A 26320-nucleotide genomic window follows, 5' to 3' on the forward strand; every position below is an offset into this window, starting at 1 on the left:
CCTCCTAATTCAATTGCTTCTCTACAAACCGAATAAAGCTCGGCTTAACATCAAACATGCCGTATTTGGCTAACTCTCGATCGATTGCTGTACGCACTCGATTGTAGAAACTCTCTTCACCAAACGACTGAAGCTCATAAGCTGTCTTCAGCATAATGTACAATTCCGCATGTTTGCTGATGCATAGCTTAAATCCCTTTCTTCTAATCATTTCTTGCGTATAGTCATCTTCCGGCTCCTCATACTCTGTACTAGCTCGTCTCAGAATATCCAATTGTAACCCAATATCTTCTTTAGCACGCGAGGACAAGAACGGCATATTCCGATTGTGGTCGATAACGAGTTTTTCTAAGGTATCAAGGTAGTCCTCGAAAGCAGACTCCTCAATTAGATTGTCCTCATTCAAATCATCCACCAATTCCTCGATAAGGGAATCGATCGACTTGCTAATATCCTTCTTTCTAATTGCCTTTAAAGCCTCAGCTTCCGCTACGCTGACCTCTCGATATTTAACCAAGTATTCTTTGGTCTGTTCAATCAACGCTTCAAATATTTTCAATAGTTCGGGGTAACTTGCATCATCCACCTGTTTCCCTTTGCCTGGCATAACCCCTCTAACTTGTTCACTAAGAGAAGCCGTCACCAGATTAGCGAACTCTTCTACTAATTCCTTCTCCGAGCCTCTTGCAACTTTCAGGTCTTCCTCATTCATCTTCAAATTGCTAGACATGATTTCCTTCGTACGAAGCAAATGTTCTTTTCTGTTATGGACGGCATTCAATTGCTCCTCGATTTGATCAATCTCATCTTGGCGTGACTTAAAATCTAGCGGCATATATTTCCGTAAAAGGCGTATCGACTGCTGTGCATTAAAGTATGATGCGATAATCGCCCTTACAGAATTATTCAAATCCACACTTTTATTTATTAAAACGAATGGTTTAGGCTCAGCCTCAAAATCAAGCTTTTGTTGCCCTTGAAGCTCAAGAATCTCCTTTAATTGGTCTGGATCATAGGTGTATGTTGTATGGGAATTTTCAAATCTCTCACGATCTTTTTCAAATGAAGCAGTCATCAATTGGCCAGTTAAATTGTTCCAATCTGGTTCATTTCGATCCAGATCGCTTTGATATTGCTTAATTCGCTCTTCGATAGCTCTACGCCTAGAAATAAGTGCATTTATCTCCCCCGAATTGAGACCTCCCAACTCGTCATTTATGCGCGCAAGGCTCTGTTGCAATCCATCGATTTGAGCTTCAACTTCCTTCAAGCTATTCGTAACGTCCTGCATTCGATTCGATATTTGATACCGGCTAATCTTAAGATTGATTTCTTTCTCTTTCGAAGATGTTGCTTTGTTCGTACGCAACTGGGCGACCTGCTTTTTAATTAAAGCATGCAGTTCAGCAGGAGCAGGAGCAGAAATTCGGCGCAGATTTTCAAGTGAAAATGTATTGATTAAATTGTATCTGGATATATAAAATATCTCTGAATATTTCATACTATTTCCAGTAATATTCTCCAAATGTTCCTTCACCCACTTCGGATCCGTGTCATAGCTATCTTGAAGGATCTGCCATAACGTAGCCACATCATCACAGCTGATCGCTTGATAAAACGTTTCCTCTTTAGCCGAATGGGTTTCATCCTCAAACAACTGCTTAATATCTTCCAAACTTAACTTTGAAGTGACTCGCGAAAACAAAACTGTAGCTTCTGCATTGCTTACTTCAGGGAACAGGTCACAATTATCATTTAAAAGATTAAAGGCATCTGCCAGCTTACTCTCCGTGCCTCTTCTGATATATTCAATCTCTAACCCCGCAAGCATGCGAACCACAAAATCAACAAAGAGCTGCAACGTAATGAGCGTTTCCGCGCGGCCAGTATACGACCGACCCTCCATCAACCGATTCAGCTCGGTATAATCGACAATCGTTACGCCTGCTTCGTACATGATCGTTTTATCCAGCACGGATTTATAATCACTTAGTTGCCATGAAGAATGGATTAATACCGACATAAACTGTTGGATATCGCTTATCGTCCACTCTTTGTCCCGCTTCTGATACAAGAAATAATACGGATTAATAAGGCCCCGCGGATTATCATCGAAGAACCGGTAGTAAACACTGAGCAGTTCGGAGTTGGAGTCATCAAAAAGCTTCGTCGAATTCGGACCCAAGACGATCGACTGCATCACATCCTGAAGCGTCACATCGTGTTCCTCTTGGCCCTCCTCAAGTACAACCGGATAAAAGAACTTCCCCTTGTTCGCCACTTTGCTCATCTCGAATCGGAAGGAAGGCGGCAACACCTTTTTTAAAAATTCCTGGCTGCGGGATTTTCGCATCATAATCGCTGAATCTTCTCTTGCATCTTCATCCGCATCTGGAATCATGCCAGTAATAAAGGAGGTTTTATAGTGCCTGCTGTCTATGTTCTCCTTCTCTAGAAAATGAATCGTCATCATTTCAGAGAATACGCGGTACTCACCAGTAACGAGCACTACGATATTGGCATGAGATAGGAAGCCCAATATTAAGTTCAACACTTCTGGGCATCGCTCTGCGCTAATATCAACATCATCAAAGAATATGAACAGCAGCGCTTCTTCGGCAGAGTCGCCTGTTTTACGTTTAAATTTTACAATCTCATCAATGAACTTCTTAAACTCTTCTTGAAACGTCCGGTCCGAATGGGCAAATTCCCGATTATCAACGATATATTCCGCCATGCCGTCGTCTTTGTTCTGGATTCGCTTGTAATATTGTTCCTTGCGGAACAGATAGGAGGTTTGCAGCCGAAAATACTGTTGCTCCAGCTCGGTCCGCTCTTTGCGAATGCACATCTTAAACACTTCATCCTCGAATTGCTGGGTTTGTCGGCAATGGTTCTCATATTGTTTTTTCAAAATTTGAATTTGATTTTCCAAACAATCCAATAACCATCCCATCGCATCACTAGCCGAGCTCATGCGCTCAGGAACAATCAATGGAAGTACAATATCATGCTGATTGGATTCTAGCCGTTTCCTAACTGTATGCATAATGGAGGTTTTGCCGGAGCCTCGACCGCCAAGGATCGAAATGACATTGTTAGCGCTTCGCTCTTCCCCGTCTGACGCTTTCGCTTCCCGACGAAACGACTGTATAAGTTCATGAATATTATCATAGGTGGGCAGCAACACTTTGGCTTGCTCATCCGTCAAAATGCGATCCCCTATTTTTACTGTTTTGTTTTTTTTATCATCTGGCAACGAAATCAAACCCCCTTGGTTTACTTTTCAATCATTTATCATAATATACCATTAATGTGTGACGTAATGGAGCATAATTCGACAGCATTTGCATCCGAGCAGAACGTAACATCCTTGTCTTTTCGATGCCTTCATCATAAAATAATGCGATGGAAAGGATGACACTCATGAAAATTATTGTCATTGGCGCGGGAATTGCAGGAGCCTCGACCGCTTACCACTTGGCCAAGCAAGGGGCTGATGTCCTGATCGTCGATCGGCAAGACGAAGGACAAGCTACCGATGCAGCAGCCGGCATTATTTGCCCATGGCTGTCGCAGCGTCGCAATCAGGCTTGGTATCGGATTGCGAGAGCCGGCGCACATTATTATCCAGCACTCATTGAACAGCTTGAACGCGAAGGGGAAACCGAAACGGGCTATGCCAAGGTCGGAGCGCTGAGCATCCACATGGACCCAGACAAAATTGGCCAGATGGAAGAACGGGCTTACAAGCGTAAAATAGATGCGCCGGAAATTGGCGAGATTACCCGCACTGATTGTAGCAGGACTCGCGAGCTCTTCCCGCTTCTTGCAGAAGAGTATGCCTCCCTGCATATTAGCGGGGCAGCCCGCGTTGATGGCCGGGCACTACGGGATGCTTTGCTTCGATCGGCGCAAAGGAATGGGGCTGAGCTCTTTTATGGGGATGCTGCACTCGAATTTGTTGCCAATCGAGTAACGGGCGTTACGATTGAAGGAACAAGCTATCCTGCTGACGCCGTGATCGTATGTGCGGGCGCTTGGGCGGGGGAGCTATTGCAGCCATTGGGCATTGATTTTAAGGTGAGGTACCAGAAAGCGCAAATCATGCATTTGCAGGTTCCAAATTCCGCACAACATACAGGCGAATGGCCGGTCGTCATGCCGCCTTCCGATCAATATTTGCTCGCCTTCGAGCAGCAGAAGATCGTAATTGGCGCGACACACGAAAATGATATTGAAGGCTATGATACGCGGATTACGCCAGGCGGCATGTACGAGATTTTGAACAAATGCCTGGCCTTCGCGCCTGCTCTTGCCGATAGCACTTTTCAAGAAGTACGGGTAGGATTCCGCCCCTTTACAGCCGATTTCCTTCCGGTCATTGGCGCCATGCCCAATTGGGAAGGGCTTCTTGCCGTCAACGGCCTTGGTGCGTCCGGCCTAACGATGGGCCCATATATCGGAAGCCAATTGGCAAAGTTAGCGTTAAGAATGGAAGTCGATATCGATTTAGCTGACTATGGCATTCATAAGGCGTTAGGTTAACCCACTTAATAAAAACAGCAAAGGGTGTCCCACTAGCCATTACGGCTGGGGACACCCCTATTTTTACGCTGCAGCGGTTGGTGAATGAGGAAATAAGGATGCATCATTGCTATGAGTTATTAAACTCCTCCATCTTCTTTCTTAAGCTAAGTGGGCGCATGTCGATCCAGACCTCTTCAATATAAGCTAGGCATTCGGCTTTGGTCCCCACTTTCCCAGCATCATTCCAACCTAACGCATTCTCGCGTGAAGCCGGCCAAATCGAGTACTGCTCTTCGTGATTCACAATTACCTTGTAGATGCTGCGATCTTCCTCGTCGAAATAATCGTTTGCCATATCCTGAACCACCTCACCTAAAATTTGTCGTCCGGCGCTCATCATCTGTCAATAATTGGATCGTTCATTTTCATGGTAAGCCTATGTATGGATGCCGTCAATCCATCATTCGGTTTATCAATAACAAAAAAAGGCTGCCGAAGCAGCCCCGCCATAACGCATTTCCGCTCTGATTAGCTTCCGCCAACCTGAGCCGGCTGCCCACCGGCACCCGTCTTCACTTCCTGCATCTTCGCTTCCTTCGATCGAGCTTCCGCTTCATGCGTTTCAACCGCTTGGGCTTCCGCTTCCTCAGCAGACAGTTCCTTCTGCGGCGCAAGAATGGTCACAACGACAAGCTCTGCGTCAGAACGGGCCGTAACGCCTGCCGGAAGCTTCAAGTCGCTGACGAGCAAATTTTCGCCGATGCCAAGTGAAGTGACATTAACGTCAATCACTTCTGGCAGCACGTTAGGCAAACATTCAATCTCAAGCTCATGCAGCATCAACGTTAGAATGCCGCCTTCCCGAGTGCCTGTGCTGTCACCAACTACTTCTAAACGGACATGCGTCTTCAGCTTTTCATTCATATTAATCTGATGCAGATCGATATGAACTACTTGATGGGACAGCGGATCACGCTGTACCTCAGATATAACGACAGCCTCTGTCAAACCGCCTGGAATCGCCACGTTCAGCACAGCGTTCGGATGTGAACGAAGCAGCGGCAGCAGCTCACGCTCAGCTAATGCAATTGGCGTTGGCGCTGATAAGCTTGAGCCATATACGACGCCAGGCACCTTGCCCTGCTTGCGCAATTCACGAAGCTCATGCTTCGTACGGGTTGTTCTAGCTTCAACTGCCAATGATATGCCCACTTCGGAATCCTCCTTAACAAGACCGCGCCCTAAAGGCTTGCAGCCGATTCCCCGTTAGGCTTGCCTAATGTTTTGAAAAATAATCAAGCTTGGCATGATTCGATAAATCAACAATTTAGGTGCAGAATGGGGATGTGACGATCAAAATCCCGCATCCTTTTTTAGTTTAATCGTATCGCCTTCTTGCCTTCTACTGTGTCGAATTCAATCGTTGACTCGTTGAGCCAATGAGGCTGATTCAGTTCTCCACTTTCACCTGATAGTGGATTCACGTTTAAATTGAAATCTTGCTTTTCGAGATGTTTTATTAATAGCCCTGCACCATTTACTTTCTTATAAAACTGATAAATATATAAGCTTTTGCCCGAAGCCACCCGTTTTTTTATAACTAACGCTTCCGTTTGTCGCGGGGATTCAATCACTTCATAGGTCCAATCCGAGGTGATCGATAGGCCTACATACAACAACCAAGTCCCACTAAAAAATACACACGCAATTATCATGGATACCATGAAATAGAGTGGCTTGGGCATTTTCGAAAAAAGCCCCAGACCAAATAACAATACGCCATGCATTACGATTAACGCGATGTAAATGGAAGGCTTCATGCAGATGAATGCATAGTCGAAACTATGTATTAAAACTAGCGCTATATCGATACTAAGTAACAATAATAAAAGGCGGATAATCATTTTTTTTGCGATGTTAGTCGAGCGTGAAGCGTCCATAAGGTTAACATGCCTCCTCCAAATCTTTCCTAATTATAGACGAATTGTATAGTGGAATAGTTTGAGTAGTTCTACATTTTATTAATATTGGATGAATTACACTTTTATTAATTGTATCGCAACATTTGTTAGGCGGGATACGTTCATTCTATGTAACATTTGAAGAAAAATAAAGTGAACACAACAAAATACACGGTACGGATGAAAACCAACTTCAGCCTGCCGTGTATTTTCTTTATGTGAACAAACAATATATCCACGTCACAATAGTTTACATCTCTATAAGCCTCTGATACAATCAGAGTGAAAAAATACTATATAATGGAAAGAGGTAGATTATGAATCATTCGGTTTCCTTCTCTGAAATCGATTACAGTAGTTCCGTTAATAAACTTAATGTTAAAGAGACTTACTCCGCCATGCATCACCTTAAACAAACCTTTGAACAACAATTATCCTCCGCTTTAAACTTAACGCATGTCGAAGCCCCTCTGATTGTATTTTCTGGAACCGGCGTAAACGATAATCTCAATGGCTCCGAATCGCCTGTCCGCTTTACAGCTAGCGATATTGGCGAGCAATCGATTGAAATTGTCCATTCTTTAGCCAAATGGAAACGTATGGCGCTGCAGCGCAGCGGATTTTCGAATGGCGAAGGCCTTTTCACCCGCATGAACGCCATTCGGCGTGATGAAATTCTTGATGACCACCACTCCATTTATGTAGACCAATGGGACTGGGAACGCGTTATCTCCCATGAGGAACGTACATTTGACACGCTTCGCCAAACCGTCGAATCGATCTATAACGCGATCAAAAATACCGAGCAATCCATCAACGAACGATACGCTTGCTTCAATAAGAAGCTTCCAGACCAAATTACGTTCATCACGTCGCAGCAATTAGAAGACGAATACCCGAATTTAACTCCCAAAGAACGCGAGCATGAGGCTGCCCTCCAATATGGCGCAGTATTCGTGATGCAAATCGGTGGATTGCTGCGGTCGGGCATTCGTCACGACGGGCGTTCGCCTGACTATGACGATTGGAATTTGAACGGCGACATTATCGTCTGGAACCCCGTTCTGCAGTCCGCCTTCGAATTGTCCTCGATGGGCATCCGCGTTGATGAAGCGTCATTGGAATTGCAATTAAGCTTATCCGGTTGCGAAGACCGTAAGGAATTGGCGTTCCATCAAGCATTATTGGCAGGCCAATTGCCATACACAATAGGCGGCGGCATCGGCCAGTCGCGCCTATGCATGTTCTTGCTTGAAAAGTCCCACATTGGACAAGTGCAAGCTTCTGTATGGCCTGAACGGATTTTGGCTGAATACAATGCGTCAGGCGCAACGCTTCTGTAGCCTGTCTGGCATTATAACGTCATCTACATAAAATGCCTTGGTTCTGTATGCAACAGAACCAAGGCATTTTTTAAATTAGCGGCCTTATAGGATATAACGCTCGTAATATTGAATGGGGCTCAAAATATCGCCATCCATATTACTAGTCATTACCGTGGCTAAACGCTTCTCCTCATTCACAAAAATATACTGCCCCCGCAGCCCTTGTGCATAATAGGTCTTACTTGGCTCGCCATTACCAGGCAAGATCCACCAATGATAGCCATAGGACATGTTGTCACTCGATACAATCTTCAAGCCTGTCGACTCATTAATCCACGCAGCAGGTACGATCTGCTTGCCCGCCCATTCCCCTTGGTTCATATATAAAATCCCCAGCTTCAACATATCTTCAGCCCGCATTGTCAAACTAAAGCCGCCGATGGCAATTCCTTGGGAATCATAATGCCAAGTGAAATCTTGAATCCCTAATGGTGCAAACAAATACTTTTGGGCAAAAGCCACCGTATCCATTTTGGCCACACGTTGCAAGATTGCGCTTAATAAATGGGAATTTCCACAACTATATCTCATTTCCATCCCAGCGCTCGTTTCTATTGGCTGGCCTAGGATGAATCTCACCCAATTTTTCGTTGGAATCATCGCTTCATTGCCTTGCCACCCTAGTCCTGAGGACATCATTAATAAATGTTTAATGGTTATTTCTTTTTTAGAATTGTCGTCGATCTCTTCGAAAAAGTGGCCAATTGGCATATTTACGCCTTCAATTAATTTTTGTTCAATCGCAATCCCGATCAATGCCGAAATCACGCTTTTCGTGATGGAATACACTTTGTTTTGTTTGGATTTGATCTTCCCGTTTTTATAGTATTCAAAAACTGTCGCATCGTTTTGATAGACAATGCAACTCTCAATTTTATCTTTTCTGATGGCACGAGCTAGTTCGTCTAATTTGATATCGATTACTTCCTTTCGGTTTCACGGCCAGGGGGCCATCCATTGAAGCTTTAGCTAGCATGCCATTAATCTCATGAATTGGCAATCCGTTACTCCCTCCTTCATTAGCAAACCGCAGATTGTTGCAGGATTGGACCGTAGAACTTCTTTTTTTATTGGATAAAATTAAAAAAACTCTTTACGAAACTTATTTTCGTAATTATAGTATCAATTGTAAACGGTTTCTCGAAACTTTAGATGATGTCTTCATCAGAGAATTGAAATAATCAATGATTTATGATAGATATCACAGGAAATCGTGCTCCCCCAGCCTCATTTTTTAAGAATAACGAAAACACTCTTCGATAATTAAATGACTTTTCATTTAAAGTTTCGTTAATTTTAGAACTTTCCTTTACCGCATTCTTGCCTCTTATGCACCAAATCCACACCAGCAATCCCTTTTCCTAACGAAAAATGCCTTTCCCACCCTTGTGGTATCACACCGGAAGCCTTTATTTAAACGATTCAAGGCTTCGGGCTTGATATAAATAAAAATTAGACGAGGAGAAATTGACAAGTGAACAAAGTAAAACGGAAAATTGTGGCCGTATGGTTATGTATCATGCTGCTCGTGCAAGTCATCCCGGTGGCTAGCGTCAGCGCAGCGGACAATGCAACGGCATCTAACAATGCCTACACTTGGTTGAAGGCACAGCAGGATTTGACGGCAGGGTTTGCAATGGATGGTTTGGTCGACAGCTTCGATGATTGGTGGAATGCAACAGAACGCCGCCAGATCGTGTATACGTATGACCAAGCGGTAGCTGCAATTGCATTCATTGTGAAAGGCGACCGTACGCGGGCGGAGAAAGTATTGAACAAAATGGCAGCAATCCAAGATCCAGACGGCTCGTGGATTAACTCCTACTGGTGGAACGGCTACGGCGAAGAAATCCGTAAACACGTTGGCCCTGTTGCATGGATGGTTATGGCATACATGGCATACGAGAAAACGTATGGCAGCACAACCTATCAAGCTTCCGCGAAGAAAGCGCTCGATTGGGCGATTTCTTTCCAAAAATCAAATGGCGGCATTTCCGGCGGCCGTACGACTTGGGATCTCAACGGCGCTTGGAGCGACGAAGTATGGTCCTCCACCGAGCAGAACGAAGATATGTACCAAATCTTGAAGTACTACGCAGGCAAATTCCCTGACCGTACAACGGCTTACAATAATGCAGCAACAAACGTGAAAAGCTTCTTGGACAATGTCGTCTGGGACAGTGCGAATAACCGCTGGAGAGGCGGCTGGAAAAACAACACCAACCTCATCGATCCTTCGGTACCAATGGACGTAAACCCATGGGGCGTACTCGCTCTTGGCTTATCCGGCACAAGAAACTACCAGGCTTCCCTTTCCTACATTGAGAATGCGAACGGTGCAGGGACGACGGAGAGCCCTAAATATGTCCAATCGTTAACGTACGACGGATCTGGCGCATTGTTGACGGCTTATGATTTTGACTGGCAATATGATTGTGCAGTAGCTAATGACCAGAACGGCAATCCGATCGGCAACCGATGCGCAGATGTGTGGTTCGAAGGCTCGGCCTTCATGTCACTCGCTTACTACATGCAAGGCAACCAAACGAAAGCAGATTCCATCATCAATGAAATTGTGAAGAAGCAAGGCACGAGCGGCTCCTTGCTGGGCGGCGTCCCTTATTCCTTGAAAGGCTCCAACAACAACTACTGGAGAATGGCAATGGAAAACTGCGTATCCAGTACGGGCTGGCTCATTATTGCTGCTCACCGTTTCAATCCATTTACCGGCTCTTACCTGACAACTGGAGGCGGCGGTGACACAACAGCCCCTTCCGTACCAGCCAATTTAAATTCGCCAGCAAAAACATCGAATTCCATCTCCTTGAGCTGGACGGCTTCAACAGATAACGTAGGCGTAACCGGATATGAGGTACTTAAAGGCGGAGCGGTTATCGCAACTGTTACCGGCACTTCGTTTACGGATACAGGGCTTAATGCCAACACAGCATACACCTATGCCGTTCGCGCAAAGGATGCAGCTGGCAACGTATCCGCAAACAGCAGCTCGCTTACCATAACGACAAGCACAGGGTCAAATCCGCCAACACCAACGCCTAGCACATTGTTTGTACGTGATGGCGCATCTTCTACGGTAACAGGCACATTGTCATCGACAGCAGGCTCCAATGCCAGCTCGGACGCAATTGTTTCCGGAGGCGGTGCGAACTGGGACGGCAATGCCCATACGCCAACTACCTATGTAGCATCTGGACTTACGGGAACTTATAACAATGGAGCTACGGCGTTCAACATGTACGTAGACTCGTTATCTTCCGTAGGCAATGGCGTTCAAGTCCGCATCTCCTATGACTTTACAGGCGATGGCACGTATGACCGCTTGGAAACGTACAACTATTTTGCAACGAACGACGTGACCGGCTCTGAAGATTACAATCAATCCAGAGGCTTGAAATCTTCAACGGGATCGTTCGCTAACCTCAGCAACGGTAAAGTACGAGTAGAGATTTGGAGCGCAATTGGCAACGGATCATCTGAAGTGCGTACCGATGCAACATCCTCGCAAGGCAGCCAGTCCAAAATCGTTATTCCTTTCAGCTAAAAATCAAGAGCCAAGACGCCCGTCTTGGCTCTTTTTTTGCGCTCTGTTTGGATCGCTGCCGTTGCCATCCAGTCCTGCGCACACTATGGCTCCCGCCTGCCGTAGGCACGTGCACCGCAGCCCGGCATATAGTAAAGGGTATCAAGTCAGGCGCTTGCATAACAAAGTGCAATTCTTGCGAAATGAGGTGGGAGAATGCCAAATCGTGGCGTGGCGTATTTCTCAGCAGAGTTCGGGCTTGACGAATCGTTACCGATTTACTCAGGCGGCCTTGGCATACTAGCAGGCGACCATATCAAGGCAGCCGCAGACCTGAATATTCCGCTTACGGGCGTAGGCATATTTTATAAGAGAGGGTATTTCCAACAGCACATCAGCGAAAGCGGCTGGCAGCAGCAGCTGTATCCCGAAGTGGATTTGGCGGCTAGCATTTACCCTGTTCAGCTTGTGAAGGATACTGAGGAACGGCCTATCATCATTGCGGTGGAAATCGCCGGGCGGCAAGTCTACGCGTCAGCGTGGCGCGTTGAATTAGGCTCGGTTACGCTGTACTTGCTTAGTACGGATGTTGAAGCCAATAGCGATGCAGACCGCCATTTGACCGACACCCTCTATCCGAGCAATCAAGATGTTCGCATTAGCCAGGAAATGATTCTTGGCATCGGCGGCGTAAAACTGCTTGCTGCTCTTGGCATTCAGCCGGATGTCTGGCACATGAACGAAGGGCACTCCGCATTCTTAGCGTTCGAGCGTATCCGCATGCTGTCTGCTGAAGGCGTGCCGTTCGAGACGGCGCTTGAAGCTGCCAAAGCGAATGCCGTTTTCACTACGCATACACCGGTTCCGGCAGGGCATGACGTCTTCTCCATCGAGATGATCGACCGATATATTGGCCATTATTATTGGCAGATGGGTGCAAGCAGGGAACGCGTGCTGTCGCTCGGCGAATTAGAAGGCGCATTCAATATGACACGGCTTGCTGTCCGTACATCATCGAAGGTAAACGGGGTAAGCAAGCTTCATGGCGAAGTGACTAGGGAATTGTTTCATCGGTGGATGCCGCACATTCCGATTCAGGACATTCCCGTTGATTCCGTCACGAACGGTGTCCATGCTGGAACATGGCTCGCGGAAGGCATAAAGCAGCTGTACGATACGCATCTTGCCAGCGGTTGGGCTGTCCGTACGCAAGAAACGCAAGTGTGGGATGCTGTGCGTGACATCCCAGCCGATGAGCTATGGGAGATGCATCAGCGGGCAAAGTCGGAAATGGTTCGAGCGTTAGGGCTGAACCTCCCTTCGCTAGGCGAAGCGCCGCTCGTCATCGGCTTCGCGAGACGGTTTGCAACTTACAAGCGGGCGCTGCTCATCTTTAGTGACTTGGAGAGGCTTGCCCGCATTCTCGGTGACCCACAACGTCCGGTCTGCCTTGTTTTCGCAGGAAAGGCGCATCCTGCAGACGAACCGGGCAAGGATATGATTCGCCGAATCGTGGAGCTATCACGCGAGGAGCGATTCAAGGGCCGCGTCCACATCGTAGAAAACTATACGATGAATAAAGCGAAGAAGCTCGTCCAAGGTGTCGATGTGTGGCTCAACACCCCTGTGAAGCCAATGGAAGCGAGCGGCACTAGCGGACAAAAAGCTGCCATGAACGGCGTGCTCAATTGCAGCGTCCTCGATGGCTGGTGGGTAGAAGGCTACAACAGGCGCAATGGCTGGGCCATTGACGGCGTGACTAACGGCGATCCCGGCTGCCAAGCGCAGCAGGACAGCGAAACGCTTTATCGGCTGCTAGAAGAAGAAATCATTCCGTTGTACTACCAGCGGGACGAACGAGAAATCCCCGCCGAGTGGGTAGACATGATGAAGGAATCGATCTGCTCTCTTACGCCTGTCTATAACACCCATAGAATGGTAAGCGATTACTGGCATCAAGTGTACGCGCCTGCTGCCGCAAGAGGAAGCCGATTCGCCGCAGACAACTTCGAGATTGCGTCTAGAGTCAGCGCCTACAAGCAATTCATTCGGGCAAACTGGCCATCCGTTCAAGTGAGGAGCGTTGAGATATTAGGCGAGCATAGCGGACGAATTGGCCTGAACAAATCAACCTTCCGTGCCGAAATTGCGCTCGGCACCATTTGGCATAAGGATGTTCACGTGGAGGCAGTCGGCTCAGACGGGCGCCTGGGCATCTGGAAAGCGAAGCTGGAGCCGGTACAGCAGCTAGCCGCGGGAACGTATGTGTATGAAGGCGTCATGGCCGACGTCCCAATCGACATTCGGGAGGCTAACGTCAACGTACGTGTTACGCCAATCAGCCCCGATTTTGCTAACGAATTTGAGATGGAGCTGGCTGTATGGGGATAAGTGCATCCACTCTTGCCCACCAGCATCGTGCCCGAACTGCCCCCGCTCGCCTAACGGACCTAACATCAAACCCGTACTGCTTCCGTTCGCCTAACGGACTCAGCAGCCCTTATTTGACGAAAATCAGGGGCTTTGAGATTCTAACGGACTCACGAGCCCTTATTTGCACCAATTCAAGCTCATGCTTGCCATTTGGACTAAAATAGCGGCGCTGGAGTCCGTTACACGCACAACTTCGCTAATTTCATCAAAATAACGGCCATACAGTCCGTTAGCCGTAGCTCCCCCCGGCCAATATTCGATTTGCCCTATTCCATCGCCTTTGTTTCTTTCGAAAAAGCACAAAAAGCCGCGGTTCATCCCGCGGCTTTCAGCTTCCCACCATTCAAGTGCAGATGCGGCGAATGCCCATCATCCCACGACAATCCAGTTCAGTACAACAGCAGCAGGCAGCAGCACGTAAAGCGCCTTAGTTGCTGGACCGTTTTTGCGAAACGGCACGGCAGACAGCATAAGCATGCCGCAAATGGCAAAGGCCACTGCTAATGCTGCTTCACGTCCCGGAAAGTCGCCAGCTAACATGAGCGGGCTTAGGACGAGCAGCCAACTGGCCGCAATCGTCGTAGGCACACCTGTGTAATAGGAATGCCGGCCGCCTTCCTCCAAGCCGCTGACATTGAAGAAGGCCAGCCGCCACAGCCCCGCAATAAGGTACAGCACCAACGCCGCGATCCCCAGCGGAGATGTCACGCCGAGCGTATAGCCAGCGATTGCTGGAAGCACGCAGAAGCTGATCGCATCAGCCAAACTATCGATCTCTTTGCCAAAGTTCGAGGTTTGCTTTAGTTTGCGCGCAATGATGCCATCCACATAATCGCCTAGTATGGCTGCTCCATATAACGTGAACGCCAAGCCAAAATGCCCCTTAACGAAGAACACCATTGCTAGCATCCCGCATACGGCGCCACCGGTCGTTATCGCATTTGCAAGGTTCCAGTATCGTAGCGCTGGAAACCATTTTCCGATCATTGTTGCCCCTCCTTTCACTATACAAGTTGTATCCCTATAAGATCTCACTGCATCGCCGTCCAGAGTATCGCGAAGAGCGGAGCGCCGAACACAATATTGTCGTAACGGTCGAGAATGCCGCCATGTCCAGGAAGAATGCTGCCGAAATCCTTAATGCCAAGCTTGCGCTTAAGCGCAGAAAACAGCAAATCCCCCATATTGCCGAATAGCAAAATAAAAAGGATGATGGCTGATTGCTTGCTGATAGAAGCGTCAGCCAGCGCCGGAATCCATCCGTTGAGCATCAGGATGCCAGCTGCAACGCCGGCTGCGCCTCCGATGTAGCCTTCGAGCGATTTGCCCGGGCTAATGCGAGGAAACAGCTTCGTTCGGCCGAACTTCTTGCCAGCAAGCAGCCCGAAAGCATCGTTCATTTGCAGCAGCAGAAGGAAGGCCACGACAGGAGCCACGCCGTCTTGCGCCAGCATAGCTAAGCTTCCTGCTCCTAACGCAATGATGCCAACGGCAAAAAGCGCACCGAACAGCGGATTCCGCACCCGGCTGGCAGGTGCCCAAAACGCGAAGCCAGCAAGCACAAGCCCTGCCGGCAGCACGTAAATGCTTGCTCGCTCCGCCTCAAGAAACAGCGCAGCAGAAGCCGCCACTACAAGGGCAAGGATCGGTATTGCCAAGCGCAGCCTCACTTTGCTAGCAACTTGATAATGCCGAGCAAGCTCCAGCAGCCCGATTAACAGGACCAAAACCGCGTAGAAACGAAAGGCCGGATAGCCCGCCCATAAGGCGAGGCAGGTCAGATTTTGCAGCACGATCAGCGTCAATCCGCGCACTGCAACCTCCCGCTTGCGCCCGAGCAATGCAGTTAAGGTAAAAAAACCAATCATGGCAAGCGTAACAATATAGAAAGCTAACAACAATTCACTCGCCTCCGATCATAATTGAAACAACCGGGGCCTGTAATCGAACGCTTGAGCAGGAACCGGCAGCCCATAACTCCGGAGCTGCTGTGCTCTTGTGACGGCTGCCGCACCCTCTAGCAGATTGCAAGCAATCTGGACAACCGTACGGTTATGCGGTTGTTCGAGGAATGATCCCTCAACCCAAGCATTGAAAGAGCCCATTGCAGGCCCGCACCAGATTTGGTAATCAAGCTTGCGTTCCTGCGCGCCGTCAATGGCCCATCGGCTTGCTTTGCCCAGATACCAGCGGAAGATGAGCGCCATCTTGTGCTTCGGGTCGCGTGCCGCCCGTTCGAGCTGTCCTGGCTCCCGCTTTTCGAAGAATCGGGCAGTGTCCGCCCAAATCTGATCGAGCGGCGCTTGGAACACTTCCTTCTCCAGCTTGAGGCGCACGTTGTCCGGCAAATCCTCAATTCGGTTATAGCTGCGGTACAGCTCTAGCAGCTGGAAGCCGCGAGAGCTGAATAAGGTGCCGCGTTTGAGCACTTGCACCTTAACGCCTTGCTCGAACATGTCGGCGGCTGGCGCCATAACAACATCCGCCAGCCCAGCTGTCGCAAGCATAGCGCGCCCCTCTTCAGAGAGGCCCGACTCAACTGCAGATTGGTTAACGGAGCCAGTCATGACATACGCAGCGCCGAGCGCAAAAGCAGCCGCCACGGCAGCCGGCGTGCCTAGCCCGCCCGAAGCGCCGATACGAATCGGGGATGCATACCGATATTTCTGCTGGAGATCGTCACGCAAGCGCATGATCGCGGGAAACAGTGCCGTCAATGGCCGGTTGTCAGTATGCCCGCCGGAATCCGCTTCGACCGTAATATCCTCCGCAAGCGGCACATAAGCAGCAAGCCTCGCTTCCTCAGCGGTCAGCAGCCCTCGGCGCACGAGATCCACGAGCATTTTCTCCGGTGCTGGCGACATGAACGGGCCGGCTACCTCCGGCCGTGAAATTTTCGCAAAAAGATGGTTTCTGCGGCGAATCACGCCAGAAGCATCGAGCGTAAGCCCGCTGCATGCATAACGAACGATACTCGGTGTAAGCCCCATGAACGCAGAAGCAGACACTCTTCGTACGCCTCGGCGGATATACAAATCGACGATATGCTCTTCCATTGCTGGCTCGTTAGGCGTGTGGATCAGATTAATGCCCCAAGGCAACCCAACGGGATCGAGCTCAGCCTGAATCACATCGAGATTTTCTTGCACGCGTGCAAGCGGAAGGCCTGCTGCCCCGAAGAAGCCCATCATGCCCGCCTTCGCCATTGCAATGACCATTCGCGCCGTCGCAATGCCGTTCGCCATCTCGCCAGCGATATAAGCAAAACGCACGCCATGCGCTTGGGTGAAGGAGCCGCCTCCCAGCCACTCGGGATACAGCGCTGGCAGCATAGCCGCAAGCGGATAGCCCGCTCCATTCGCGTTTTCCGCGGCAACGGCATCCCCTCCCAGCGCGAGGCCTAATGCGCCATTCTCGACACTGCGGACAATATATGCAGGCTCGCGCACGTTCGCGGCTAGTACGGTTAGGTCCTCCTGTACAAATGCAGGCGCCGAACCGCCGGGTATCCATCTAAGCATTGTTTGCATGCGTGTTGCTCCTCCGTTTCGTCACTTGCACCTTCGGTCCCGCTTGGCCGTATAGCCAGCTCGCAAACTTCGCAAGCCACTGTCCCGCAGGACCGCTCCCGACGCGAAGCTTCCCTGTAGACAAGCCTTGCAACAGTGCTGCGCCTTCGTCGCTGCATCCTTCCAAGCGCGCTAGCGAGGCCAGCAGCACAGCTTGCTCATAAGGCAGCCCACTTTGGACCACCAAGATATCGATCGCTTCGGCCAATTGTGGATTGCCTGTGCCTCCGGCATTTTGATGATGCATATCCTTCACAGGCTTTCGCCCCGTACCGTTCAGCGCATCAAGAATGAGCTGCTTGCGGGCTGCCAGAGGCAGTGACCGAAGCTCGTCTGGCGTAATCGGCTTGCCAATCTGATAATGCTGCTTGCCGTATCCGGCAGGAAACTCCAACCGCGAATCGGCCTCCTCCTCCGGCAACCCGCCCGTGAACCGGACAGGCACAATCGGAATGCCGCCCTGTATGGCAAGGTCTGGCCAAATGCCGCTTACGACCGCGACCTCATTACGCTCACTCCGTGCGCGAGTTCCTTCAACATGCACGAGAATCGATTCTTTCGTCTCTCGCATTCGGCTAGCAAGCTCCTTCAAGGTTTGAAGCATCGCCCCTTGGTCTTCCCGATCAACATGGACAATCGGAATCGTAAATTGCACATTCGGGTTCGAGGCCAAATGCGCAAGCATCTGGCCAATCCACGAATCGCGATGCTCCTTCTTGGCAATCGCAGCTACCGGGCTTCGTGTCAGCCCTTCTGCCAAGCAGGCAAACAACAGTGATTCTACCGCAGTCTGATGGTTCGCGAGATAGAGCACCGGGCCTTGGCTGGCCGCTTGCGCAAACCGAACGGGATCTTCGACAACGAACCGGCCGACGAAGCTGCCGATCAGCGCCCGGTATAAATCTTCACCGAGCCAGTTATTGCTGCCCAGCTTGTGCCTCCAATACCCCATAGCCCCTTCAATATCGCGGACTGGCGCTTGCGAGCTAACTCGGATTTCCTTGTCCACTTCCTCGACGGTTATCGGGAATCGCTCATACGGATGGGCCGAGCTGAACGCAATCAACCGACTCTCGTCCACACGCACCGCGGAAGGATGAACGCATGCAATATGCGCCACATGATCCTTTATCGCCGCCATTCGCGTTAATTCCTTATAGCTTGCCTCAGCAGCAATGCCATACACGGCAGCCACGGTACCTGCGAGCCAATCCGATCCCCGAACTTCGGCTTCCGTAAGCTTCGTGAACTCCCCTTCATGGCGGGACAGCCCTATACCTTCTACATAAGCGCCGTCGTGCAAGAAAGCTTTTCGCTCACGTCCATCGCCACGGCCCAGCCGCCCCTTAGGCATCAGCACCTCGACTAACCTCAGCGTTGCCCATAGCCGCTCACCCTCATAGAGCCTGATACGAAATGCCGGATAACGGCTGCTGCCCTCGAAGCCGTCGAATCGAATTTCGCAGCGAACTGCCCCGGTTACTGGCGTTTCCCCATTGAAGCGGCAAGCCGTCATGCGATGCGGATAGCCTACCGTGTCCGCCTCGATTTCAGGCGTCCATATAGCCAGCCCATCATGCGGAATCGCATGGGTAGCTCCATCCAGTAGGAGCGGGTTCAGGATTCCTGCCGGAATGGAAAAGCCCCCGGCTGCATTTCCTGCCGCCGACAGCATGGCCGTAGCGCCATTCGTTCCAAGCACGATCCCGCTCGCGATCCGAAAGGCAGGCCCATGGAAAAGCAGTCCAGCATCATAAGGGTCTGCAGCTTGGCTCTCCCCCTTAAGTGGCTCGAATGGTTGGCTTGCCCTTTCATCCATAGCCGGATAGCGGTGCGACAGCTCGAATCTGCCTGATGCGATTTCTTCGAACCGGGACAGCCGAGGATCCGATGCGTCCCGCCAAGCATAGAGCTTCGCTTCATGCCAGATGCCCTCGCCGCTTCCACCCTGCTCCGCTGCCTTGCGCACTTCGGTCCTCAAACGGCGGGGACGGTCACAGATCAGCCATCGCTTAAACTGTACATCCTCCGCTCCAATGATGGATAAATGCGGTTCGCGGTTGCGCACGGCCACCGCCATTGTTTCCATAATAAAAGTCGAAGGCAGCGCCGGTGCGTTATATGTTGGGCAATGATCCCATACCCACGCTTGCTCCTTAGGGTCGAATAACGTTTCTTCAATAGCCGCTTCTGGTTCGGCGTTCCGTTCCCGCAGCTGCGCCCCGTTGCCGCCATCGTCCACAATCCGCATCCCCATGCGCGGCACGTAATAGATTTGCAAATCATCCGCCCAAAGCGATGCTTCAGCGATAACGTATACACCGAGCTCGTCGCGGCCTGTCTCCAGCACATCGAGATCGACGACGATTTTATCCTTCTGCGGCGTAACTTGCCCCCTGTACTTCCACACAATTTCCATGCCCGTCCCGAGCGGCTCAAAACGCGGCTGGCTCCTGCCTAGATCCATGCCCTCATGCAGCATATGGAACTGCAGTAGCTGAAGCATCGCTTCGACGCCCAGCGAACCCGGCTGTACGGGGTCTTGGTAGAAATGCGCCTTAAAGAACCAATCGCTTGCATCGACCCGTTTCTCCGCTCTTGACCGTCCAAGGCCATGCTTGCCGCCTTGCTGCCAATAGCCAGTAACACGATCGAGCATCAACAGCTTGCCGCTGGCAAGCTGCGGCCGAACTGCCGGTCCCCCGCCTAGGAAGTGACAATCATTGCCGCGCAAATCAACCTCGAAATCGGATGGCTCCTGCATTCGTTCCCGTTCTTCTACACTAGCTCCAAGGCCAACCTGATTGGACAAGTCTGCCAGCGTAAAGTGGCCAAACACAGTCGACATCGTAAATGCCGGCGCGTCAGGAGCATCCTCTAAGAAACAATCCACTTGGAACGATTCGATATAGGTATGGCCCATCCGCGACAAGCTAGTCATGCTTACCCGGGTCCGCAATGTGCCTGCGCCAGGCAGTATTTCCCGATGCAGCGTCGCCTTTCCATCCAAATTGCGGAAATATGCATCTTGCTCCGGCGATTCGGGAATGCCCAGATAAGAAGTGAGCCAGCCGCAAGGCTGCAGTGCAGCTTCCAGCAGCACACAGAAAGGCATTGTAGCGTTGCTGTTCTCAGCGAAGTACCATGCGTCTGGCGGAATATCGTATTCAGCCGTAATGACCGTTCCGCTCTTCGGTACGCCAAGCTGTCCGCTAACTTCAGTGACCCGCGTCATAAAATGATAAGGCGGGCCGGGCAGGCGCGGCACATGCTTGCCCTCGTCGTATGGCGCATAGCGGCTGCCAAACGCATGGGACGGCTTGCCGAATGCGCAAGCTAGCAGCGAATAATAGTCAAAGGTTACGCCATCCGCCGAAGCCGCCCGCTGGTCGCCGGATGCGCCTTCCGCTAGATGCCGAAGATCAGTATGCAGCGGAAAGTCTGGCACAAGCTGCACGGCAAGCCGGCTGCAATGGAATGCTTTGCGCCCGTCGACTGTAAGCAACACGTCTGCGATGACTGTAGGCTTTGGCCCTTCAATGACTTCTTGGACGAATACCTCATAAATCAGATTACGGGATTCCGGCGTCACCTGGCCGCGGCAAATCATCTTGTACGGCAGATCCGGGACTGGCTCGAAACGCCAGCCGTCCTTCCGCAGCGTATAGCCAAGCCCTGCCAAGTAGAAGGACATCGCTTGTACGCAGCCTTCCAGCATAAGCGTGCCCGGCATGGCTGGGTCATTTTTGAAGTGCCCGGCAAAAAACCACTCTTCCCCGCTTAAGCTAGTCTCAGCGCGAAGATAGCCTCGGCCAAGCGGTCCTCCGTTGGGCTCGAATGCCGTTACTTCGTCCAGCAGCAGCATGCGGCCGCCCTGAATCGATGGCGAGCACGTATGGGTCTGGGCGAAATCAAAACCTTCGCCAAAGCAGCCGAACGTGTCGCCAGCAGCAAACGCTTGAACCTCATCCCGAGAATACCGCGATTTAACATGGTGGACATGCGGCGAATCCAATGGTGCATCCGGGCGAATTTCTACGCTTGCCGGATCCCAGATGACGCCTGCCGACTCCCGCAATTCCTCGGCCGTGAAAAACCCAGCTTGCCCATGCCGCATCGTCATTCTTCGGCGGCCTTGGTTGTCCGTGCAATCGTAACGGAAGAAGAAAAGGCGAATTTCACCATGCTTCGCATGCGAATCGACGCGAATGTCGTAGCTTAACGTTTCGCCCGGCTCAGGCAATGAGCCGTGGAACGTCAACTCGCAGCCGAGCAGCCGGTAGGCGCGTTCCCCCCGGTTCAGCCGGTCAATGCCAAGCCATGAAATGAGCAGCAAATCCGCCTGCCCCGATTCGATCATAATTCCCAGCGGCATGCGTCCCTTGTGCAAGTACCAGGAGTCGGAACACACATCCGTTTCGGTGACGATGGAGCCTAGTCCCATGGAGAGCGGTTCCCCTTCAAGCTGGACGACTCGGTCAGCTAGCAGAAGCGGCGGTTCCGGCATGCGTACCTGCAGCGCATAGCCATCCTGTCCTTTGAATGCAGGGCCGAACACATCGGAAATTCGGCCGGATGCCAATATTTCAAGCTGCTCACGCGTGAAGCTGATCTTCTCCGCTGTTGCAGTCCGCGCCTCGATAAGGTGCGCTACAGGCGCAGTTACGTTTGATTCGGCGTGAATTGTGCCGGCAGAGGCGACTGAAGATGCCGCCGAAGCAGCTGTCTCCTGCGCAATTGGAACGGTCGGCATCGTTGCCGCAGGCGGTCCAGCCGGTGCAATTGGCGGTGCCTGCGCAGGCAATGAAGCCAGCACAGCTGCAGGAATGCCAGGCAGCGGCTGCGGGCGATTGTTAGCCAGCAATTGCATCAACTGCAGCTGCGTGCTGCTTTGCAGTTGGATGTATCGGCTGTGGGCCGCCGCCATTCGGGCATATTCCCCGGCTAACGAAGCCGTGTAAACCAGCTCTCCTCCATATGCGGGAGGCGGCGCTAAGGACGGCATCGTTGCCATCACATATTTGTTGTTCAATTGCTTAACCTCTTCCTGTCCAATTGGATATTCGGCGTCCGGCTTTCTTGTTCGGACATTCGGCAGGATGACCGGCGGCAAATGTGCTGGAAACGCCATGTTGGCCGTTGTTCCATTCGTGGACTGGCCCAATTTCAGGCCGGCAAGCCGAACCTGCAGCCGATTGATGTCCAGATCAATGCCTGCTGCGAATAATCGGGCGGTTGCCGTAACAGCCTGCTCAAGCGATTCGACGCTGGCCTGGTCCAGTGCAATGCACAAATGCTCGCGGCCTTCTAAAATTTGGCTAATCCAGCCCGAACAGAGACTGCGGGGACCATGCTCAACAAATACACGTACGCCATCTTCCCATGCTTGGCGGATCGTTCGTGGGAAGTCGACCATGCCTGTTGCCATTTCCAGAAGCGCATCGGCCGCTTTATCCGTATCCGGCACGTAGTGCGATGCACGTACGCCCGAGTAGAAACGTATGCCTGGCACTGGGCGTGTCGGGCGCCGATGAATGTCTCGCCAATGTGTTGCAATCGCAGCTAGCTCCGGGCAATGTACGACCATATCGTAGCCTAGCGGATAGGCAGGCGCTGGCCTGAGCCTATCCAACACTCGCCTGCAAGCAGCGGGATCTCCACCAATGATACAGTCACCTGGCGCGTTGGCCATCGTAAGCCGTACGCGTTCTTCTGTTGCAATCGCTTCGCGGATCGCCTCCGGCGAAGCCTTCACACGCCAATTTTCCCACTTCGGTTGCGGCTCCCCCCATGCTTCCTGCAAGACGCGGCAATCTCCAGCAAGCTCGCGGCTATAAATGCCATGATGCTGCAAATCGCGGAATAACCCATCAAGGCCGCTCCATGCACCTGTTGCGGCTAGTGCATTCGTCTCGCCCGAGGACAGCCCAATTACAGCCTGCGGCCTAAGACCCAGCCACTGCTGCGTAAACGCCGCATGAATCTGCGTTAATAAGGACGCTCCGCCAAGCATCGAGAGCGGATCTGGCGCGCGCTCCGCTTGCTCTGCATATAGCCACCCGGCCGCTTCCGCCGCCGTGCTGAACCGTTCATGGATCGCACTCCCCAGTTCAGGGATTGCCGCCAGCAATCCGCTGCCCATGCCTGCATAAGCGGATGCTGCGCCCGCATATACGAATCCAAGCTCACCACCTATAGGCGCTTCACTATAAAAGATGCCCGGTCCCTCTTGGAATGGACCAGATTCGGGCGCTATAATAAGACGCTCCAATTCCGCAGCAGCAGCCTGTTTTGCTGCCGACAGTTCCTCGGCTCCGCATGCAACAATAGCTAACCGAACGATGCCTTGCTGCGATTCCATTCCATTGCGAAGCGATTGCAGCAGCCCGCACCGATCATCTGCAGCATAGGCATGCAGGCTCGGCACGCGGGAGCTGTCCGCCACGAACGGCATCCCGAAACGGTCCCCTTCCGTTAGCATGACAGAGCCTGACGCTCCGCCGAGTGCACGAATATCAACCTGAACCGCCCGTCCCTGCTCTCCTCGCAGCCACGGGCGAGGATTTCGGCCGCGGTCCACAGGCTGTAATCCATAGTGCAAAGCAAGTGCACCTGCTGCCACATGCATAAGGCCCGAAGCCGCATGTGCATGGCCGAAGCGGCCTGCAAGATGGAGAGCATCCTTGCCGTTATTGCCCAGCATGAGCGCCGCCTTTGCAGTCCCTTCCCCGGATGTGGGCAGCACGGCATAGACAGTGTTCCCGTCCCGCCGGGCATCTTCGAGCCGCTTGACCGCGAGCACGATAGAAGCATCGCCTGCCCGTTGCTTGCCGCTTTCCAGCAAAGCCTCCGCAGCTGCTTGATGTACGGTTTCGTCGCTGAGATCAACTGCCCCGACCAATGCGGCATCCAGCTCACCGCTTCTGAGGGCACGGGATGCCAGCTCTAATGCGGTGATGCCGGACAGTTCCTCACTAGAGACGGTAAAGCCCGGACCGGAAATTTTCATATGCTTGTTAAGCCGATTGGCCGGCACGTTCGGCAGCAGACCGACGACCGTCGACGATTCCAGCGTTCCGTAGAAAGCGTTTTGAAGCGAATCGATAGCCGCACTTGTATTTCCAAAATCAAACCGCTCCCGATGCTTCAGCGCCCAATCGCCGATTCGGACCCGAGCGATATGCCGGGCAATCTCCGCATCACATTGCATGCCGACATACACGCCGACGCGGTCTCCCGTCAGGCCACCCGCTGCTGCCGCAGCTTCAGCTGCCGTCCGCAGCAGCATCACCTGTTGGGGCAGCGCCTGCTTCAAATCGACGGGGGGCACCGTAATTTCCTGTAAGGCAAGCGTGATTTCACTTGAACGGAACGCTTCCGTTCCTAGTTGCCCGCTAATGCCTGTTCCGAATAATGCCGCGGCCCACTCTCCAGCTGTCTTGTTGCTCCCAACGGTCGCTCCGATGCCGACAATAGCCAGAACTGCATTGTTACGGCCTGCCGCTTCGCTTTGATGGCTGGGCATAGCTGCCGTTGCGGTTCTTCCGGGCTCATAGCGTTCCACGATCAAGTGCGCATTGTTGCCGCCGAAGCCGAAGCTGCTCAGCGCCGCCCGGCGCGGCGCTTCCGCTTTCCAAGCCTCCCCCGGATCAGGAAGCCGGAAAGGCGTTCCTTCCAGCAATTTAACCGGTCCCTCAACATGCAGGGTGGACGGGTAAACGCCCTCCTCCATCGCTCGAAGCACCTTCATCAGGCCTGCCATTCCTGCAGCCGTTACAGGGTGTCCAATATTGCCTTTTATCGAGCCGATTGGGATGCCTGTTGACCCTGCGAAAACGTCGCTCATGCTTTGAATCTCCACCGCATCGCCTAGTGAGGTGCCCGTTGCATGGCATTCAATTAGCGATATGTCTTGCGGCGTCAAGCCCGACATCTCGTAAGCTTGCCGCATCGCTCGAATCTGGCCATCACGGGCGGGAGCCAGTATGCCGCCTTGCCCCCCGTCGTTCGATAGGCCGACGCCTCGAATGACGCCGAGAATGCGGTCGCCCGCCTGCTCAGCATCAGCCAATCGTTTCAATGCAACGAAGCCGCTTCCCTCAGAAGGAACAAGGCCATCCGCTTCTGGATGAAACGGGCGGCTCTGTCCCGACCGGCTGATCGCTTGAAGCGCTCGAAAGCCGGTATGCAGGAATAACGCATCTGTTCCATTGACGGCACCAGCGAGCATCAGGTCGGCACTTCCGTCATGCAGCCGGTCACAGGCCAGCTTGATCGCATAGAGCGATGACGCACAAGCTGCATCCAAACAGAATGCGCCAGCCCCCAGCCCAAACGCCTTCGCGAGAAAATGGGCGGGATAGCCCGACATAAATCGATTAACCGCACCCGGTGCTTCGCCAGCCTCCTGTGCAAGAAGCTCCCTTGGCAGATCCCCTTCCTGATCCCGCAGCCATACATGCTCTGCATAACGCGACAACGAAACGGTTGGCAACGACAAATTGCCGATCACCACACCGGTACGCTTATGCATGCCGGGGCCAGCGTCAGGATTCGGCAACGCTTCCGCCGCTGCATGCAGCAGCCAATGGACCATCCGGTCCATCGCACGTACCTGCTCCGAATCCACCTGAAGGCTAGCTCCATCCAAAGCCGATTTGAATCCTCTAATATATCCGCCGCGAATCGGCCAATCCGCCCCATCCGAGCCCCGGCGGGATGCTTCACGCGACAGGCGCCATTCGCCTTCTTCTGGCTCTGTCAGCGTCTCCCGCCGTTCAGCGACGATCCGCCATAATTCCTCCGGATTCGCCGCACCAGGAAACACACAACCCTGCCCGACGATCGCAATCGGCTCGAATCTCATCCTGTAACCTTCCTCTCACTTATGTGCTTGCTTCT

The 26320-nt window shown here is 51.8% G+C and carries 13 protein-coding genes; 4 read left to right on the forward strand and 9 right to left on the reverse strand.

Features of this window, described 5'->3' with window-relative positions; genetic code table 11:
* Positions 1–4: 4 nt before the first annotated feature.
* Positions 5–3259 carry a hypothetical protein gene (locus GON22_RS15970; RefSeq protein WP_160397100.1) on the reverse strand — a complete coding sequence of 1085 codons (3255 nt, stop codon included), beginning with the start codon at positions 3257–3259 and terminating at the stop codon, positions 5–7.
* 167 nt (positions 3260–3426) lie between these two features.
* Between GON22_RS15970 and GON22_RS15975 the strand changes: the two genes are divergently transcribed.
* Positions 3427–4548 (forward strand): NAD(P)/FAD-dependent oxidoreductase, encoded by a 1122-nt coding sequence (locus GON22_RS15975; protein ID WP_160397101.1) that lies wholly within the window; start codon positions 3427–3429, stop codon positions 4546–4548.
* A 109-nt stretch (positions 4549–4657) separates the two neighbouring features.
* Here GON22_RS15975 and GON22_RS15980 read toward each other — a convergent pair whose 3' ends face one another.
* From GON22_RS15980 to GON22_RS15990, 3 genes are all read right to left on the reverse strand, one after another.
* Positions 4658–4885 (reverse strand): MbtH family protein, encoded by a 228-nt coding sequence (locus GON22_RS15980; RefSeq protein WP_160397102.1) that lies wholly within the window; start codon positions 4883–4885, stop codon positions 4658–4660.
* A gap of 173 nt (positions 4886–5058) precedes the next feature.
* Positions 5059–5742, reverse strand: a complete 684-nt coding sequence (locus GON22_RS15985) for a 50S ribosomal protein L25 (RefSeq protein ID WP_160397103.1) — start codon at positions 5740–5742, stop codon at positions 5059–5061.
* Between the two features lie 161 nt (positions 5743–5903).
* Positions 5904–6470, reverse strand: a complete 567-nt coding sequence (locus GON22_RS15990) for a hypothetical protein (RefSeq protein ID WP_160397104.1) — start codon at positions 6468–6470, stop codon at positions 5904–5906.
* 338 nt (positions 6471–6808) lie between these two features.
* On the opposite strand from GON22_RS15990, the gene asnA reads away from it, so the two are divergent.
* Positions 6809–7834 (forward strand): aspartate--ammonia ligase, encoded by a 1026-nt coding sequence (gene asnA, locus GON22_RS15995; protein WP_160397105.1) that lies wholly within the window; start codon positions 6809–6811, stop codon positions 7832–7834.
* Between the two features lie 84 nt (positions 7835–7918).
* On the opposite strand, the gene GON22_RS16000 is transcribed toward asnA, so the two are convergent.
* Positions 7919–8665 carry a serine hydrolase domain-containing protein gene (locus GON22_RS16000; protein ID WP_442954381.1) on the reverse strand — a complete coding sequence of 249 codons (747 nt, stop codon included), beginning with the start codon at positions 8663–8665 and terminating at the stop codon, positions 7919–7921.
* 685 nt (positions 8666–9350) lie between these two features.
* Between GON22_RS16000 and GON22_RS16005 the strand changes: the two genes are divergently transcribed.
* Entirely contained in the window at positions 9351–11438 is a 2088-nt protein-coding gene (locus GON22_RS16005) for a fibronectin type III domain-containing protein (RefSeq protein ID WP_160397106.1), read from the forward strand.
* A gap of 195 nt (positions 11439–11633) precedes the next feature.
* Positions 11634–13808: an alpha-glucan family phosphorylase gene (gene glgP / locus GON22_RS16010; RefSeq protein WP_160397107.1), complete on the forward strand. Its 2175-nt coding sequence runs from the start codon at positions 11634–11636 to the stop codon at positions 13806–13808.
* 411 nt (positions 13809–14219) lie between these two features.
* Here glgP and GON22_RS16015 read toward each other — a convergent pair whose 3' ends face one another.
* From GON22_RS16015 to GON22_RS16030, 4 genes are read right to left on the reverse strand one after another with little or no spacing between them, the layout of a single operon-like run.
* Positions 14220–14837, reverse strand: a complete 618-nt coding sequence (locus GON22_RS16015; RefSeq protein WP_160397108.1) for a CDP-alcohol phosphatidyltransferase family protein — start codon at positions 14835–14837, stop codon at positions 14220–14222.
* A gap of 44 nt (positions 14838–14881) precedes the next feature.
* Positions 14882–15751, reverse strand: a complete 870-nt coding sequence (locus GON22_RS16020) for a phosphatidate cytidylyltransferase (protein WP_160397109.1) — start codon at positions 15749–15751, stop codon at positions 14882–14884.
* Positions 15752–15766: 15 nt separating this feature from the next.
* Positions 15767–17380: a PfaD family polyunsaturated fatty acid/polyketide biosynthesis protein gene (locus GON22_RS16025; RefSeq protein WP_160397110.1), complete on the reverse strand. Its 1614-nt coding sequence runs from the start codon at positions 17378–17380 to the stop codon at positions 15767–15769.
* Positions 17364–26285: a beta-ketoacyl synthase N-terminal-like domain-containing protein gene (locus GON22_RS16030; protein ID WP_160397111.1), complete on the reverse strand. Its 8922-nt coding sequence runs from the start codon at positions 26283–26285 to the stop codon at positions 17364–17366. Before GON22_RS16030 ends, GON22_RS16025 begins: the two co-directional genes overlap by 17 nt.
* Positions 26286–26320: the final 35 nt, after the last annotated feature.

This window comes from Paenibacillus sp. MMS18-CY102 (assembly GCF_009789195.1).
GTDB lineage: Bacteria > Bacillota > Bacilli > Paenibacillales > Paenibacillaceae > Paenibacillus_T.